Genomic DNA, 13,399 nt, shown 5'->3' on the forward strand with positions numbered 1-13,399 from the left:
TTCAGAACTCGTTTTGCAGGGCTTTGTAACCGCGCACCAGGTCGACGTTGGTGCGTGCCACGTCTTCGGAAAACTCCGAGGCGCTGACGCTCACCGGTGGGAATTGCGACAAGTCGGTGTTGGGCCCGATGCGGGTAGTGGAGGGCACGTAGAACGCGGCAGGCAGGTCACGGCCGTCGACTACCGAGTTGTGGCGCACCACGCAGCCATCGCCGACGGCGCAGTTGAACAGCACGCTGTTGAAACCGATGAACACTCGGTCGCCGACGGTGCAGGGGCCGTGGACGATGGAGCGGTGGGCGATGGAGGTGAATTGACCAATGGTCACCGCTGCGCCGGATTTGGAGTGGATGACCACGCCATCCTGGATATTGGAGTTGGCGCCGATGGTGATCGGGTCCATGTCTCCGGTGGCATCGACTTCGTCAGCGCGTATCACGGCGTAGGGGCCGACGAACACGTTTTCGCCGATGATGACCTTGCCGCAGATGATGGCAGTCTTGTCGACGTAGGCTGATTCGGCAATCACCGGCAGGTCGCCGGAGGGGTTCTTGCGGATCATGCAATGGGCTCCGTCATGATGTGAACGTCATCGCCGTCGATGGCGTTGTAGAAGCAGGTGGGACGGCCGGTGTGGCAAGCCGGGCCTTGCTGCTCGACGATCAGCAGCACTGCGTCGCCGTCGCAGTCCAGGCGTGCCTCGATCAACCGTTGCCGGTGGCCGGAGCTTTCGCCTTTGCGCCATAGCTGCTGGCGCGAGCGCGACCAGTAGCAGACTTGCCCTGAGGCCAGGGTTTCGGTGAGCGCCTGGCGATTCATCCAGGCCAGCATCAACACTTCGCCACTGCGGTGTTGTTGGGCGATGGCGGCAATCAGGCCAGCGCTGTTCCAGGGCAGGGCGTCGAGTACCTGGCCGACAGGGAAACGGCTGCCAATGGCAGCCCCTTCCAGATCGAGCATGCTCAAGGTCATGGCTTGCTCAGCGCTGCGCACAAGGTGTTGAGGTTGTATTCGAACAGGCCAATGAAAGTGCTGGCTGGGCCTTCGGCGGCGAGTGCATCGGAGTACAGCGTGCCACCAATCTGCGCGCCGCTTTCGTCAGCAATCTGCTTGAGCAGGCGTGAGTCCTTGATGTTTTCCATGAACACGGCTTTGACTTTGTCCTTGCGAATCTGAGTGATCAGCGCGGCGACTTCGGCGGCCGACGGTTCACGTTCGGTGGACAAACCCTGCGGTGCGAGGAACTGGATGCCGTAGGCTTGGCCCAGATAACCAAAGGCATCATGGGAGGTGACGATGCGACGGTTGCCGGGTGGCAATGCACCGAACTGGGTCTTGGCCTCGGCCAGCAGGCGGTAGATTTCTTGCAGGTAGGCTTGGCTGTTGTGCAGGTAGTCGGTCTTGTTGGCCGGGTCGGCGGCGACGAGTGCCTTGGTGATGTTGTTCACATAGATTTCGGCGTTGGCCAGGTTATGCCAGGCGTGGGGGTCGGGGATGGTTTCGCCGTCCTCTTGCATGGTGTGGGAGATCACGCCTTTACTGGCGGTGACCACAGTCGCCTTGGTCTCGGTACTCGTCACCAGGCGATCCAGCCACGGCTCGAAACCGAGCCCATTCTTGATGATGACCTTGGCCTTGAGCAGCGCCTTGGCGTCGTCCGGCGAGGGCTCGTAGGTATGCGCATCGGCGTCGGGGCCGACCATGTTGCTGATCTGGATGTGGTCACCACCGATCTGTTGGGTGATGTCATCGAGGATACTGAAGCTGGTCACGACTTGGAGTTTGTCGGCGGCCTGAGCCATCGACAATGGCAGCAGAAGGCTGAACAGCACGAGTAGAGCGCGCATCGGGAAACACCTCATTGGGATGTAAGCAAAGGCCGGCGGCGCAACAAACCGTGCACCGGACCGAAGACCACGGACAGCAGATACCCACCGCCAGCCACCAGCACGATTGCCGGGCCGCTGGGCAGCGAGTAGTAGAACGACAGCAATAAACCGAACCACACCGACAGGCATCCCAGCACCGCCGATACCGCGATCAACACCGGCAGGCGCCGGCTCCAGAAGCGTGAAGCGATAGCCGGCAACATCATCAAACCCACGACCATCAATGCGCCGATGGCCTGGAAACCGATCACTAGGTTCAGCACCACCAAGGTCAGGAACAGCCCGTGGGCCAGTGGGCCCAGGCGGCTGACGGTTTGCAGGAACAGCGGGTCGAGGGTGTCCAGCAGCAGCGGTTTGTAGATCAGTGCCATGGCGAACAGGCTGAACCCGCAGACCCAGAGCATGCCGGTCAGCGTGGTTTCATCCACGGCCAGGGCCGAGCCGAACAGCAGGTGCAGGAGGTCCAGACGCTTGCCGGCGATGCCCAGGATCAGCACACCTGCGGCCAGAGAGATCGGGTAGATGGCGGCGAGGCTGGCGTCTTCGCGCAGGCCGGTGCGGCGGGTGATCCACGCGGACAAGCCGGCCATGCTCAGGCCGGCACCGAGGCCGCCGATGGTCAACGCCGGCAGGCTGAGCCCGGCGAACCAGAAGCCGAGTGCAGCGCCAGGCAAGATGCCGTGGGCCACGGCGTCACCGATCAGGCTCATGCGCCGCAGGATCAAAAACACTCCCAGTGGCGCCGTGCTGCAGGCGAGCACCATCCCGCCGATCAGTGCGCGGCGCATAAAGACAAAGTCGAGGAATGGCATCCACAGGTGGGTAGCGAAGTGCATCAAGCCACCTGCATCTGGAGTTGTGGACGGATCAGTTCTTTACTCGGGCCGAACGCGCAGCCAGTGCTTTTGATTTGCACCACTTGCTGGGTGTGCTGGCGCACAGACGCCAAGTCATGGCAGACAACGATCAGCGTGCGACCTTCGTCATGCCAGGCGTGGATGTGTTTCCAGCACAGCGCCTGGCCGTCTTCGTCGAGGGCGGCGTGAGGCTCATCGAGCAACAACACCGGCGCTTCGGCCAGGCTCATGCGCGCGAGCAGGGCACGTTGCAGTTCGCCACCCGACAACGCGATTAACGGTCGGTGTTCCAAGCCACTGAGGCACCAGTCGTCCAATACGGTTTGCAGGCGCTCGTTGCGTTGTTGTGGGGTGAGCTGGGTGCCCCAGAAGCCGGCGGCAACCAACTCTTGCAGGCTGATCGGGAACTGGCGATCCAGGTGCTGCTGCTGAGGAAGGAACGACAAGCCGCCACGGCGTGGAACATCCACGCTGACTTTGCCCGCGAGTGGCTTTTGCAAGCCGGCGATGACTTTGAGCAGGCTGCTCTTGCCTGTGCCGTTGGCGCCGATGATGCCGGTGAGGCTGCCTTTTTCCAGCTTCAAATCCACTGCTGGAGTCAGCGGTTGCCCGGGGGCGCCCCAGCGTAATGCGGTACAGGTGATCATTCAGAGTGTCTCGTCCAGCGGCTTTCAGCCACGGCATCGTGCGCGTGCAGGCTTTCGGCGTGGATCACTTTCAGGTGGAAGGCTTTGACGGCATCCGAGCGTTTCAAGGCGAGGTTCAGGCGGCGGGCGGCGTCTTCGCAGAACATCAGGTTCTGCCCATTGGCCAGGGCGAAGGCTTGTTCGTCCGCACGTTTCACAGCGGTTTGCACGGCGGTACCGAGGGCGGCTTCGACGTTGTTGATCAAGTCGGTCAGCGGTAAGGCTGGGTAGTGTTCGGTCAGTTGGATGGAAAGCTGCGCGCTGCTGCGCTGGCTATGTGGAGTGGCGACAATGCCGTTGGCGCTGCCGAGCCAGGTCAAAACGTCCTCATGCTGCAAGGGTGTATTGCCGAAGTCGTCGAGAAATTGTTGTTGAATCAACTGCCTGGCGAGGGCGGCAGAGCACGGGCAGGTGGAGGAATAAGTAACGTCAATTTTTAGTTCCACGTGGAACATCTGATTTTCCAGGCGTGCTTCGATGCTCACCGGGTAGCCTTTCCAGCCGGCTAATGGACTGACCAACGCCGGTCGTTTGAGCAGCAGATCAGTGTGAATACGCAAGTAGGCATTCTTAGATAATCCTTCATGACTCTCGAGAAAGCGTTGCAGTAAATTACGCAGAAGTGCAGGTGTAAGAAGCTGCTGGTCGAGCATTTCCAGAGCCAGGTACAAGCGTGACATATGAATGCCACGGGCCGTGCCATCGTCCAGGCTCACGCCAGCATCGGCGGTGGCGGCCAGGCGCTGACCGTCGATCATGATAGGCAGGGCGATGCCGCACATGCCTACCCAGTCGAGTGGCAAGGCTTGGCGTGAAGCCTGCGCGGCGATGTCCGGCAGAGTCAGCGCATTCATGGGCAGGTCCATCGTTGGAAATAAAAAGACATGTTATATTATAACTATTGAGTCGACGATGATTTTTCTGCTCCAGCCTTTCTTCAGTCATGTCGAGCAGGGACGCTCCTTTATTTGCGGTATATGTCATGCACAGACGTCAGCTTCTCAACCTTCTGCTGTTCAGCCCCTTGTTCACCCTACCGTTGGGGGCCCACGCCACGCAGATTCGTAATGCCCGCCTGTGGCGCTCGGACGATAAGTTGCGACTGGTGTTCGACCTCAGCGGCCCAGTGCAATACAAAACCTTTTCCCTGACCTCACCTGAACGCGTGATCATTGACCTCAGTGGCGCCGGGCTCAGTGGCGACTTTTCCCAGCTTGTGCTGAAGGGCAGTGGGATTACCTCGATTCGCTCGGGGCATTTCGGCAAGAGCGACACCCGAATCGTGCTGGACCTGAGCGCGCCCATGCAGCTCAACAGCTTTTTATTGCCACCCCAGGCTGGTCAGGGCCATCGCCTGGTGCTGGACCTGACCAGTGCTACACACGCACCTCGTGTAATCGCCGCTCAAGCAGCGCCATTGGCAGTTCCGGTGGACAAGGCGCATCCCAAGCGCGACATCATCGTGGTCGTCGACCCCGGCCACGGCGGTAAAGATCCAGGCGCCATCGGCTCCAAGGGGCAGCGCGAAAAAGACGTGGTGCTGTCGATTGCCCAGTTGCTGGCCAAACGCTTGAAGCGTGAAAAGGGCTTTGACGTAAAGCTGGTGCGTAACGACGACTTCTTCGTGCCTTTGCGCAAACGCGTGGACATTGCCCGTCAGCACAAGGCCGACATGTTCATCTCGGTGCATGCCGACGCCGCGCCACGGCTCACCGCATCAGGGGCCTCGGTGTATGCGCTGTCTGAAGGCGGCGCAACTTCCGCCACTGCGCGCTTCATGGCGCAGCGCGAAAACGGCGCGGACCTGCTGGGCGCCACCACGCTGCTCAATCTCAAGGACAAGGACCCCATGTTGGCTGGGGTGATTCTCGACATGTCGATGAACGCGACCATCGCCTCCAGCTTGCAACTGGGCAGCTCGGTGTTAGGCAGCCTGCAAAGCATCACCAGCCTGCATCAGAAGCGAGTGGAGCAGGCCGGTTTTGCGGTGCTCAAATCTCCGGACGTACCGTCGATCCTGGTGGAAACCGGGTTTATCTCCAATACCCGAGACGCCCAGCGATTGGTGACTGCGCGTCATCAACAGGCGGTGGCGGATGGTCTTTTCGACGGGCTGAAAAATTACTTCCAGAAGAATCCGCCGATGAACAGTTACATGGCGTGGGTCCAGGAACAGAAGAACAGCCAGGTCTAACAGCCGGTTATACGGCTGCACGTGAACTTGGCGCTGGCCCCGCCTGAGCTGGAAAACCGGTTGAGGGTGGTCCAGCCTACGCGCCGCGTATAGCCGACCCACGCCTCACCATCCGATGCCAACCCGGTAAAGAACGTCAGTTGCCCATAGCGGCTGTTGGTCTGTGCCCAATAGCGTTTGCCGTTCACCTCGAAACCTCGCAAATACGTGGTGCTGCCGACGGTCGCCACGCTATAGGCGTTCCCCAGCGGATCCACACAGGCCAACAGGTTGGCGCTGCGCGTGCAGTTGGCCAGCAGGCTGGGAGTCTGGGCGCAGGCGGGGCCTGCCGCTGCCAAAAACAGGGCGCACAACAGATATTTCATCGGGTTTCTCGGGGTTGGGAGGCGAGCAAGCATTGCGCCCTTCGTCGCGACGAGCAAGGGGGATTGGCTTATTTGTATTGTTATACTATAACATTGATGCACAGCCTGACCCGTGAACCGTTTCCCATGACTGAACAAGAACTCCTGGCCCAACCACCCGCCGACTACATGAACGAAGCCCAGCAGGGCTTCTTCCGCGCGCTGCTGCTGAGTCAGCGTTATGAACTGCAAGCGCGCATCGAAGCCGAGTTCCTGGTGCTGCGCGAGCAGGAAATCAACAGCGACCCGGCAGACATCGGCAGTGCCGAAGAACAGCGCCAATGGCAACTGCGCCTGCTGGAGCGGGAAAAGAAGCTGTTGGACAAGATTGACGACGCGCTTGAACTGCTGGCCCACGGCGAATACGGCTGGTGCCGTGAAACCGGTGAGGCTATTGGCCTACAACGCCTGCTGCTGCGTCCTACCGCCACCCTGTGTATCGAAGCCAAAGAACGCGAAGAGCTGCGCGAACGCCATAAACGGGCAGTTTGACCGGCCAACCCTGATGAGGAATACCTGATGCCCAATCGTCTCCCCGTGACCGTGTTGTCCGGCTTTCTCGGCGCCGGTAAAAGTACGCTGCTCAACTACGTCCTGCGCAACCGCGACAACCTGCGGGTCGCCGTGATCGTCAACGACATGAGTGAAATCAATATCGACGGCAGCGAGGTACAGCGTGACGTCACGCTCAATCGCTCCGAAGAAAAACTGGTGGAAATGAGCAACGGCTGCATTTGCTGCACCTTGCGTGAAGACTTGCTTGAGGAAGTCGGAAAACTCGCCAAAGAGGGACGGTTCGATTACCTGCTGATCGAATCCACCGGTATTTCAGAACCCTTGCCCGTGGCCGAAACCTTCACCTTCCGCGATGAAAACGAGCAGAGCCTGGCTGATATCGCGCGCCTGGACACCATGGTCACCGTGGTCGATGGCATGAACTTTCTGCTCGACTACCAGGCTGCTGAAAGCCTGGCCACACGCGGGGAAACCCTGGGGGAAGAGGATGAGCGCTCGATTACCGACCTGTTGATTGAGCAGATTGAATTCGCCGACGTCATCCTGATCAGCAAGATCGACTTGATCAGCAGTCGCGAGCGCGAAGAATTGACGGCGATCCTGGAGCGCCTCAACGCTCAGGCGCAAATCATCCCGATGGTCATGGGTGAAGTACCGCTGAACAAGATCCTCAACACCGGCCGCTTCGATTTTGAGCGCGCCGCCCAAGCACCGGGATGGCTGCAGGAGTTGCGCGGTAAGCATGTGCCGGAAACGCAAGAGTACGGCATCGCTTCCACCGCTTACCGTGCGCGTCGCCCATTCCACCCACAGCGCTTTTTTGATTTTATCGACCGCCCGTGGGTGAACGGCAAGCTGCTGCGTTCCAAGGGCTTTTTCTGGTTGGCCAGCAAACCCCAGGACGCTGGCAGTTGGTCCCAGGCCGGTGGCTTGATGCGCCATGGTTTCGCCGGACGTTGGTGGCGCTTTGTACCGAAAAGCCAATGGCCTCAGGACGAAGAGAGCGTTGCAGCGATCATGGGCAACTGGCAACTGAGCACCGGTGACTGCCGCCAGGAATTGGTGTTCATTGGCCAAAACATCGACTTCTCGCAGATGCGTGCCGAGCTCGACGCGTGCTTGCTGACCGATGAAGAAATGGCTCTTGGCGTCGAAGGTTGGCGCTTGCTGGCCGACCCTTTCGGCCCTTGGCATGAGGAGGCAGCGGCTTGATGCTGGCCCCGGTTATCCCGCTGCGCCCCGTGATCCGCCAGACTCGTGGTGAAACCCCGCTGGCGTTGTCCGACATCCTCGAAGATGGTGTCAACCTGGCGCTGTGGCAACGGCAATTGCCCCTGCACATCGCCGAATTCGGCGCTTTGCTGGTGGCACTCAATGAGCCGTTGGCCGAATCATTGGTCATCGAACTGAACAGCGAAGATGCTGAGCCGAACTTGCAGGGCTTGGCAGCCAGTTGCCGCGATCTTGAAGGTTATGAAGGCTTTATCGCCGATGTTTCGTGGCTGGTCAGCGCTTTCGCCTGCCTGCTCGGCGCCAAGCGTGTTGGCGTGCGTTTGCGGCTGTTGGACAAGGCCATGTGCCCGCGTTTTCACGTCGACCATGTGCCGGTTCGGCTGATCACCACCTACGCGGGTATCGGTAGCCAGTGGCTACGCGAAGGCGTGATGGACCGCCGCAAACTAAGCCAGCCTGCGGCGGAACCCACCGAGCGTATCGAGCAAATCCACTGTGGTGAAGTGGCCTTGCTCAAGGGCACGAAATGGCATGGCAACGAAGGACATGGCTTGATTCACCGCTCGCCAGCACTCAAGGCCGATGAACGGCGGTTGATCCTGACACTGGATTGGCTGGCATAACCGGGTAGGATCAAGCTCTCTACACGGCCTGAATGATGCCTCTAATGCTGCAGAACATTCCTACCCACGTCATTGCCGGGCCTTTGGGTGCCGGCAAGACCAGCCTGATCAAGCATCTGCTTGCCCAGCGCCCGGCCAACGAGCGCTGGGCCGTGCTGATCAACGAATTTGGGCAAATCGGCCTGGACGCCGCGCTACTCACCCGAGCAGACGACGGTATTGCCTTGGGCGAGGTCGCAGGTGGCTGCCTGTGCTGTGTGAATGGTGCACCGTTCCAGGTAGGACTGGGTCGTTTGTTACGTAAAGCCCGACCAGACCGGCTATTTATCGAGCCGTCGGGTTTGGGCCATCCTGCGCAGTTGCTCAAGCAACTGCGAAGTGCACCCTGGCAAAACGTACTCGCGGTTCAGCCGTGCGTGCTGGTACTGGACGCCCAGGCGCTGGCGGCGGGCAAAGCCGTGCCTGAAGCGCAACGTGAGACGTTGGCCAGTGCGGGGCTAGTGGTCTTGAACAAAGATGAGTTGCTCAATGCCGCGCAACGCCAGGCCATTGAACGGCAGTTACCTGACTGCCCGTTGTACTGGACCCGAGAGGCACAATTGCCGCTCGCACAGTTGCCGGGGCTCGATAGCAAAGCCGCGGCCGCTGTGGATAACTTTGACGTGCCTACGAGCTTGGCGCAGATGCCGGCGATCTGGAGCGACCCCGGCTTGCCAATCTGCCTGAACCAGGCTCAAGAAGGGGGCTGGAGTATGGGTTGGCGCTGGCACCCAAGCCAGCAATTCGATACGCAGCGCCTGCATCACTGGTTAAAAAGTCTTGAATGGCGCCGTGCCAAACTGGTTATCCACAGCACCGCCGGCTGGTTGTCCGCCAATGCTGTGGATAACAGCACCATCGCCTGGCAACCCAGCGAATGGCGCCGCGACTCACGTATCGAATTGATTTTCAGCGAGCCACAGGACGTGGCCGCGTTGCAGCGCGCGCTGGCCGCCTGCCGTCAGTGACGGTTCTTGGTAGCGTGGTCCTGGCGCCACTGGCTAAGCTCGATGATCTCGGCACTGGGCAGCGGCGTCTTGATCTCGAACGGGTAGGGCGCCAGTTCGATCTGTGCGCTGTGGGCGCCGAACTGAGTGATAGTCCCAGGGTGGCGGGTTTCCCCGGTCACGGTGAACTCAAAGTTATAGATACGTGCCAGGCGCCGACGGCCATTGGCGTCCTTGACGAAACCGATGCGTTTCAACGCCACTGCGCCGTCGAGCAGCTCGATGTCCAGCTTGGCGCAATGCTGTTTGACCCGCTCCAGCGCCCGTTCGCGCAAGCCGTGGTTGTGCCAAACCCAGGCGGCGCCGGTCGCCAGCAGCATCAACACGAAGATGTTTCCCAGGGTCAGCATGCGATGAACTCCAACAAAGTGAGAGCAGCTTAACTGTGTCGCCGGTCTGTCGTACAGGCTGTGTTTAGTCGCATACTGCGCAGCCAGAATTTCAATGGCTTTATGGAAATTTCCAGCATGAAACGTACGCCCCATCTGCTTGCGATCCAGTCTCATGTGGTCTTTGGCCACGCCGGAAACAGCGCCGCCGTGTTCCCCATGCAGCGGGTCGGGGTGAACGTCTGGCCGCTGAACACGGTGCAATTTTCCAACCACACTCAGTATGGACAGTGGGCGGGCGAAGTGTTGGCGCCGCAGCAAATTCCGGCGTTGGTAGAAGGTATTGCCGCGATTGGCGAGTTGGGTAATTGCGATGCGGTGCTCTCCGGCTACCTTGGCAGTGCGGACCAAGGCCGTGCAATCCTCACCGGTGTGGCGCGCATCAAGGCGATCAACCCCAAGGCTCTGTACTTGTGCGACCCGGTGATGGGCCACCCGGAAAAGGGCTGCATCGTGCCGCAGGAGGTCAGCGATTTCCTGTTGGATGAAGCGGCCGGCCTGGCGGATTTCCTATGCCCCAACCAACTGGAGCTCGACAGCTTCGCCGGGCGCAAGCCGCAATCGCTGTTCGATTGCCTTTCGATGGCCAAAGCGTTGTTGGTGCGCGGGCCCAAGGCGGTGCTGGTCAAGCACCTGGATTACCCGGGCAAGCTCCCGGATGGTTTCGAGATGCTGTTGGTGACCGCTGACGGTAGCTGGCACCTGCGCCGGCCACTGCTGGCGTTCCCGCGTCAGCCGGTGGGTGTGGGTGACCTGACGTCGGGGCTGTTTCTGGCGCGGGTGCTGCTGGGCGATAGCCTGTTGGCGGCCTTTGAGTTCACGGCTGCGGCGGTGCATGAGGTGTTGCTGGAAACCCAAGCCTGCGCCAGCTATGAGCTGGAACTGGTACGCGCCCAGGATCGCATTGCCCATCCCCGTGTGCGCTTCGAAGCAACACCCATCGATCTGTAAATACATATAACCCAATGTGGGAGGGGGCTTTCCCCCTCCCACATTGGGTTTGGGCTCTACGGGGCTTCGTCTTTGATTTCCCGGTAGCGTTTTTCCAGCTCCTGGCGAATCTGCCGACGCTGCTGGGCTTGCACAAACCGGCGCTTGTCTTCGCTGTTCTGCGGCTGCAGCGGCGGTACGGCGGCGGGTTTGCGCTGTTCGTCCACGGCCACCATGGTGAAGAAGCAGCTGTTGGTGTGGCGCACCGAGCGCTCGCGGATGTTCTCGGTCACCACCTTGATGCCCACTTCCATCGACGTATTACCGGTGTAGTTGACCGACGCCAGGAACGTCACCAGTTCACCCACATGGATCGGCTCGCGAAAGATCACCTGGTCTACCGACAATGTCACAACATAGCGGCCGGCATAACGGCTTGCGCAGGCGTAGGCCACTTCGTCGAGGTATTTGAGCAGGGTGCCACCGTGGACATTGCCTGAGAAGTTGGCCATGTCAGGGGTCATCAATACCGTCATCGACAGCTGGGCGTTTCCGGGTTCCATAGCACACTCACGGGTTGTAGGCATCAGTTGGGGAGGCACCTCTGCGGGTGCTGAAATCTTTGCAGCGCCATCCCTAACGGGACGCCGGTGGGCAGCTTGCCGTCACGCGTACACCGATCTGTTTCCATATATTGCACCGGCTTTCCGCTGGAAGTCGCGGTGTTAACCTTCAAAAGCCCATCTCAGGGCATTTCTTACGATTAAGACCGACTTTTCCTTCCACTCTTTGTGATCATTCAAGGCGCGGGCGGAAGTGGGAAAAGCGCCAGTACCCTCAAGGAGCCCCTTGCCATGCACGCCATCAGCTTTATCCAGGACTTGGCCGTGATCATGCTGGTGGCAGGGGTTGTGACCATCCTGTTTCACCGCCTCAAGCAGCCGGTGGTGCTGGGCTACATCGTCGCCGGCTTTATCATCGGCCCTCATACCCCACCCTTCGGCCTGATCCACGATGAAGACACCATCAAGACCCTTGCCGAGCTGGGGGTGATCTTCCTGATGTTCTGCCTGGGCCTGGAGTTCAGCCTGCGCAAGTTGTTCAAGGTGGGTGCCACGGCGTTTATCGCAGCCTTCCTGGAAATCATCCTGATGATCTGGATCGGCTACGAAATTGGCCGCTGGTTCGACTGGAACACCATGGACTCATTGTTCCTCGGCGCGATCCTGGCGATCTCCTCCACCACCATCATCGTCAAGGCCCTCAACGACCTGAAGATGAAGAACCAACGCTTTGCCCAGCTGATTTTTGGTGTGCTGATCGTCGAGGACATCCTGGGCATCGGCATCATTGCCTTGCTGTCGAGCATCGCCGTCAGTGGCTCGGTCAGCTCCGGCGAGGTGTTTTCTACCGTCGGCAAGCTCTCGCTGTTCATGATCGTCGCGCTGGTGATTGGCATTTTGCTAGTGCCGCGGCTGCTGGCTTATGTGGCCAAGTTCGACAGTAACGAGATGCTGCTGATCACCGTGTTGGGCCTGTGTTTCGGCTTCTGCCTGCTGGTGGTGAAACTGGAATACAGCATGGTACTCGGGGCCTTCTTGATCGGCGCGATCATGGCTGAATCCCGGCAGTTGATTAAGATCGAGCGGTTGATCGAGCCGGTTCGCGACATGTTCAGTGCGATTTTCTTTGTCGCCATTGGCTTGATGATCGACCCGCAGATCTTGCTGCAATACGCCTGGCCGATTGCGGTGATCACCGTGGCCGTGGTGCTGGGCAAAATGCTGTCCTGTGGCCTGGGCGCTTTTATCGCCGGCAACGATGGTCGCACCTCACTGCGCGTCGGCATGGGGCTTTCACAGATTGGTGAGTTTTCCTTCATCATCGCGGCGCTTGGCATGACGTTGCAGGTGACCAGTGACTTCTTGTATCCGGTAGCGGTGGCCGTTTCGGCGATTACGACCCTGCTCACGCCATACCTGATTCGTGGGGCTGACCCGCTGTCGTTGAAGATTGCGGCGGTGATGCCCAAGCGCTTGAGCCGGGTATTCGGGATGTATGGCGAATGGCTGCGCAGTATCCAGCCGCAAGGCGAGGGCGCGATGCTGGCGTCGATGATTCGCAAGATCATCCTGCAAGTGGGGGTGAACCTGGCGTTGGTGATCGCGATTTTCTTCGCCGGCAGCTTTTTCGCGGTACGTATCGGCGGGTATCTGGAGGGTTGGATCAGTGATCCAAGCTGGCAGAAGGCACTGATTTGGGGCGGGGCGCTGCTGTTGTCGTTGCCGTTCCTGATCGCGGCCTACCGCAAGCTCAAGGCATTGTCGATGTTGCTGGCGCAGATGAGCGTCAAGCCGGAAATGGCTGGGCGGCATACCCAGCGTGTGCGCCGGGTGATCGCCGAGTTGATCCCCATTCTCTCGCTACTGATGATCTTCCTGCTCCTGGCAGCCTTGTCGGCCAGTATTCTGCCGACCAACAAGTTGCTGGTACTCATCGCTGTGGTCACGGCAGCGGTGGCGGCCGTGCTCTGGCGGTGGTTCATCCGCGTGCATACGCGGATGCAGGTTGCCTTGCTGGAGACCCTGGACAACCACAAGGATACGCCGGAGCACTAAAGGCTGGGGCGTGG

The 13,399-nt window shown here is 59.9% G+C and carries 16 protein-coding genes; 7 read left to right on the forward strand and 9 right to left on the reverse strand.

From position 1 onward, the window contains the following. Window position 1: 1 nt before the first annotated feature. Genes M5B43_RS00910 through folE2 form a run of 6 tightly spaced genes read right to left on the reverse strand, consistent with a single transcriptional unit; the run spans window position 2 to window position 4,286 of the window. Complete coding sequence (locus M5B43_RS00910) at window positions 2-562, reverse strand: DapH/DapD/GlmU-related protein (protein WP_248748376.1); 561 nt, start codon at window positions 560-562, stop codon at window positions 2-4. Then, window positions 559-972 (reverse strand): phosphoribosyl-AMP cyclohydrolase, encoded by a 414-nt coding sequence (gene hisI, locus M5B43_RS00915; RefSeq protein ID WP_248748377.1) that lies wholly within the window; start codon window positions 970-972, stop codon window positions 559-561. Before hisI ends, M5B43_RS00910 begins: the two co-directional genes overlap by 4 nt. After that, a complete protein-coding gene (locus tag M5B43_RS00920; protein WP_248748378.1) occupies window positions 969-1,847 on the reverse strand; it encodes a metal ABC transporter substrate-binding protein in 879 nt (292 codons plus the stop codon). Before M5B43_RS00920 ends, hisI begins: the two co-directional genes overlap by 4 nt. 11 nt (window positions 1,848-1,858) lie before the next feature. Beyond that, window positions 1,859-2,725: a metal ABC transporter permease gene (locus M5B43_RS00925; RefSeq protein ID WP_248748379.1), complete on the reverse strand. Its 867-nt coding sequence runs from the start codon at window positions 2,723-2,725 to the stop codon at window positions 1,859-1,861. Further along, entirely contained in the window at window positions 2,725-3,393 is a 669-nt protein-coding gene (locus M5B43_RS00930; RefSeq protein WP_248748380.1) for an ATP-binding cassette domain-containing protein, read from the reverse strand. Before M5B43_RS00930 ends, M5B43_RS00925 begins: the two co-directional genes overlap by 1 nt. Further along, window positions 3,390-4,286 carry a GTP cyclohydrolase FolE2 gene (folE2, locus tag M5B43_RS00935; RefSeq protein WP_248748381.1) on the reverse strand — a complete coding sequence of 299 codons (897 nt, stop codon included), beginning with the start codon at window positions 4,284-4,286 and terminating at the stop codon, window positions 3,390-3,392. The genes M5B43_RS00930 and folE2 overlap by 4 nt, the downstream gene beginning before the upstream one ends. A gap of 128 nt (window positions 4,287-4,414) precedes the next feature. Here folE2 and M5B43_RS00940 point away from each other — a divergent pair, with 128 nt between their 5' ends. Next, window positions 4,415-5,626, forward strand: a complete 1,212-nt coding sequence (locus M5B43_RS00940; protein WP_248748382.1) for an N-acetylmuramoyl-L-alanine amidase — start codon at window positions 4,415-4,417, stop codon at window positions 5,624-5,626. Here the strand turns inward: M5B43_RS00940 and M5B43_RS00945 are convergent. Continuing rightward, window positions 5,623-5,991: a glutamine synthetase gene (locus M5B43_RS00945; RefSeq protein WP_248748383.1), complete on the reverse strand. Its 369-nt coding sequence runs from the start codon at window positions 5,989-5,991 to the stop codon at window positions 5,623-5,625. The two genes, M5B43_RS00940 and M5B43_RS00945, sit on opposite strands and share 4 nt — an antisense overlap. A gap of 126 nt (window positions 5,992-6,117) precedes the next feature. On the opposite strand from M5B43_RS00945, the gene dksA reads away from it, so the two are divergent. Genes dksA through M5B43_RS00965 form a run of 4 tightly spaced genes read left to right on the forward strand, consistent with a single transcriptional unit; the run spans window position 6,118 to window position 9,409 of the window. Continuing rightward, window positions 6,118-6,522 carry an RNA polymerase-binding protein DksA gene (gene dksA, locus M5B43_RS00950; protein ID WP_248748384.1) on the forward strand — a complete coding sequence of 135 codons (405 nt, stop codon included), beginning with the start codon at window positions 6,118-6,120 and terminating at the stop codon, window positions 6,520-6,522. Window positions 6,523-6,549: 27 nt separating this feature from the next. Next, window positions 6,550-7,758 carry a zinc metallochaperone GTPase ZigA gene (zigA, locus tag M5B43_RS00955; RefSeq protein ID WP_248748385.1) on the forward strand — a complete coding sequence of 403 codons (1,209 nt, stop codon included), beginning with the start codon at window positions 6,550-6,552 and terminating at the stop codon, window positions 7,756-7,758. Further along, window positions 7,758-8,402 (forward strand): DUF1826 domain-containing protein, encoded by a 645-nt coding sequence (locus tag M5B43_RS00960; protein ID WP_248748386.1) that lies wholly within the window; start codon window positions 7,758-7,760, stop codon window positions 8,400-8,402. The genes zigA and M5B43_RS00960 overlap by 1 nt, the downstream gene beginning before the upstream one ends. 44 nt (window positions 8,403-8,446) lie before the next feature. Then, a complete protein-coding gene (locus M5B43_RS00965) occupies window positions 8,447-9,409 on the forward strand; it encodes a CobW family GTP-binding protein (protein WP_248748387.1) in 963 nt (320 codons plus the stop codon). Here M5B43_RS00965 and M5B43_RS00970 read toward each other — a convergent pair. Next, window positions 9,403-9,798 carry a DUF3301 domain-containing protein gene (locus M5B43_RS00970; protein ID WP_248748388.1) on the reverse strand — a complete coding sequence of 132 codons (396 nt, stop codon included), beginning with the start codon at window positions 9,796-9,798 and terminating at the stop codon, window positions 9,403-9,405. The genes M5B43_RS00965 and M5B43_RS00970 overlap by 7 nt on opposite strands. A gap of 117 nt (window positions 9,799-9,915) precedes the next feature. Here M5B43_RS00970 and pdxY point away from each other — a divergent pair, with 117 nt between their 5' ends. After that, window positions 9,916-10,788 carry a pyridoxal kinase PdxY gene (pdxY, locus tag M5B43_RS00975; RefSeq protein ID WP_248748389.1) on the forward strand — a complete coding sequence of 291 codons (873 nt, stop codon included), beginning with the start codon at window positions 9,916-9,918 and terminating at the stop codon, window positions 10,786-10,788. Between the two features lie 56 nt (window positions 10,789-10,844). Here the strand turns inward: pdxY and M5B43_RS00980 are convergent, their stop codons facing one another. Continuing rightward, complete coding sequence (locus M5B43_RS00980) at window positions 10,845-11,330, reverse strand: acyl-CoA thioesterase (protein WP_248748390.1); 486 nt, start codon at window positions 11,328-11,330, stop codon at window positions 10,845-10,847. A 291-nt stretch (window positions 11,331-11,621) separates the two neighbouring features. On the opposite strand from M5B43_RS00980, the gene M5B43_RS00985 reads away from it, so the two are divergent. After that, entirely contained in the window at window positions 11,622-13,385 is a 1,764-nt protein-coding gene (locus M5B43_RS00985) for a cation:proton antiporter (protein WP_248748391.1), read from the forward strand. Window positions 13,386-13,399: the final 14 nt, after the last annotated feature.

Source organism: Pseudomonas sp. MWU15-20650 (assembly GCF_023242475.1).
Lineage (GTDB): Bacteria > Pseudomonadota > Gammaproteobacteria > Pseudomonadales > Pseudomonadaceae > Aquipseudomonas.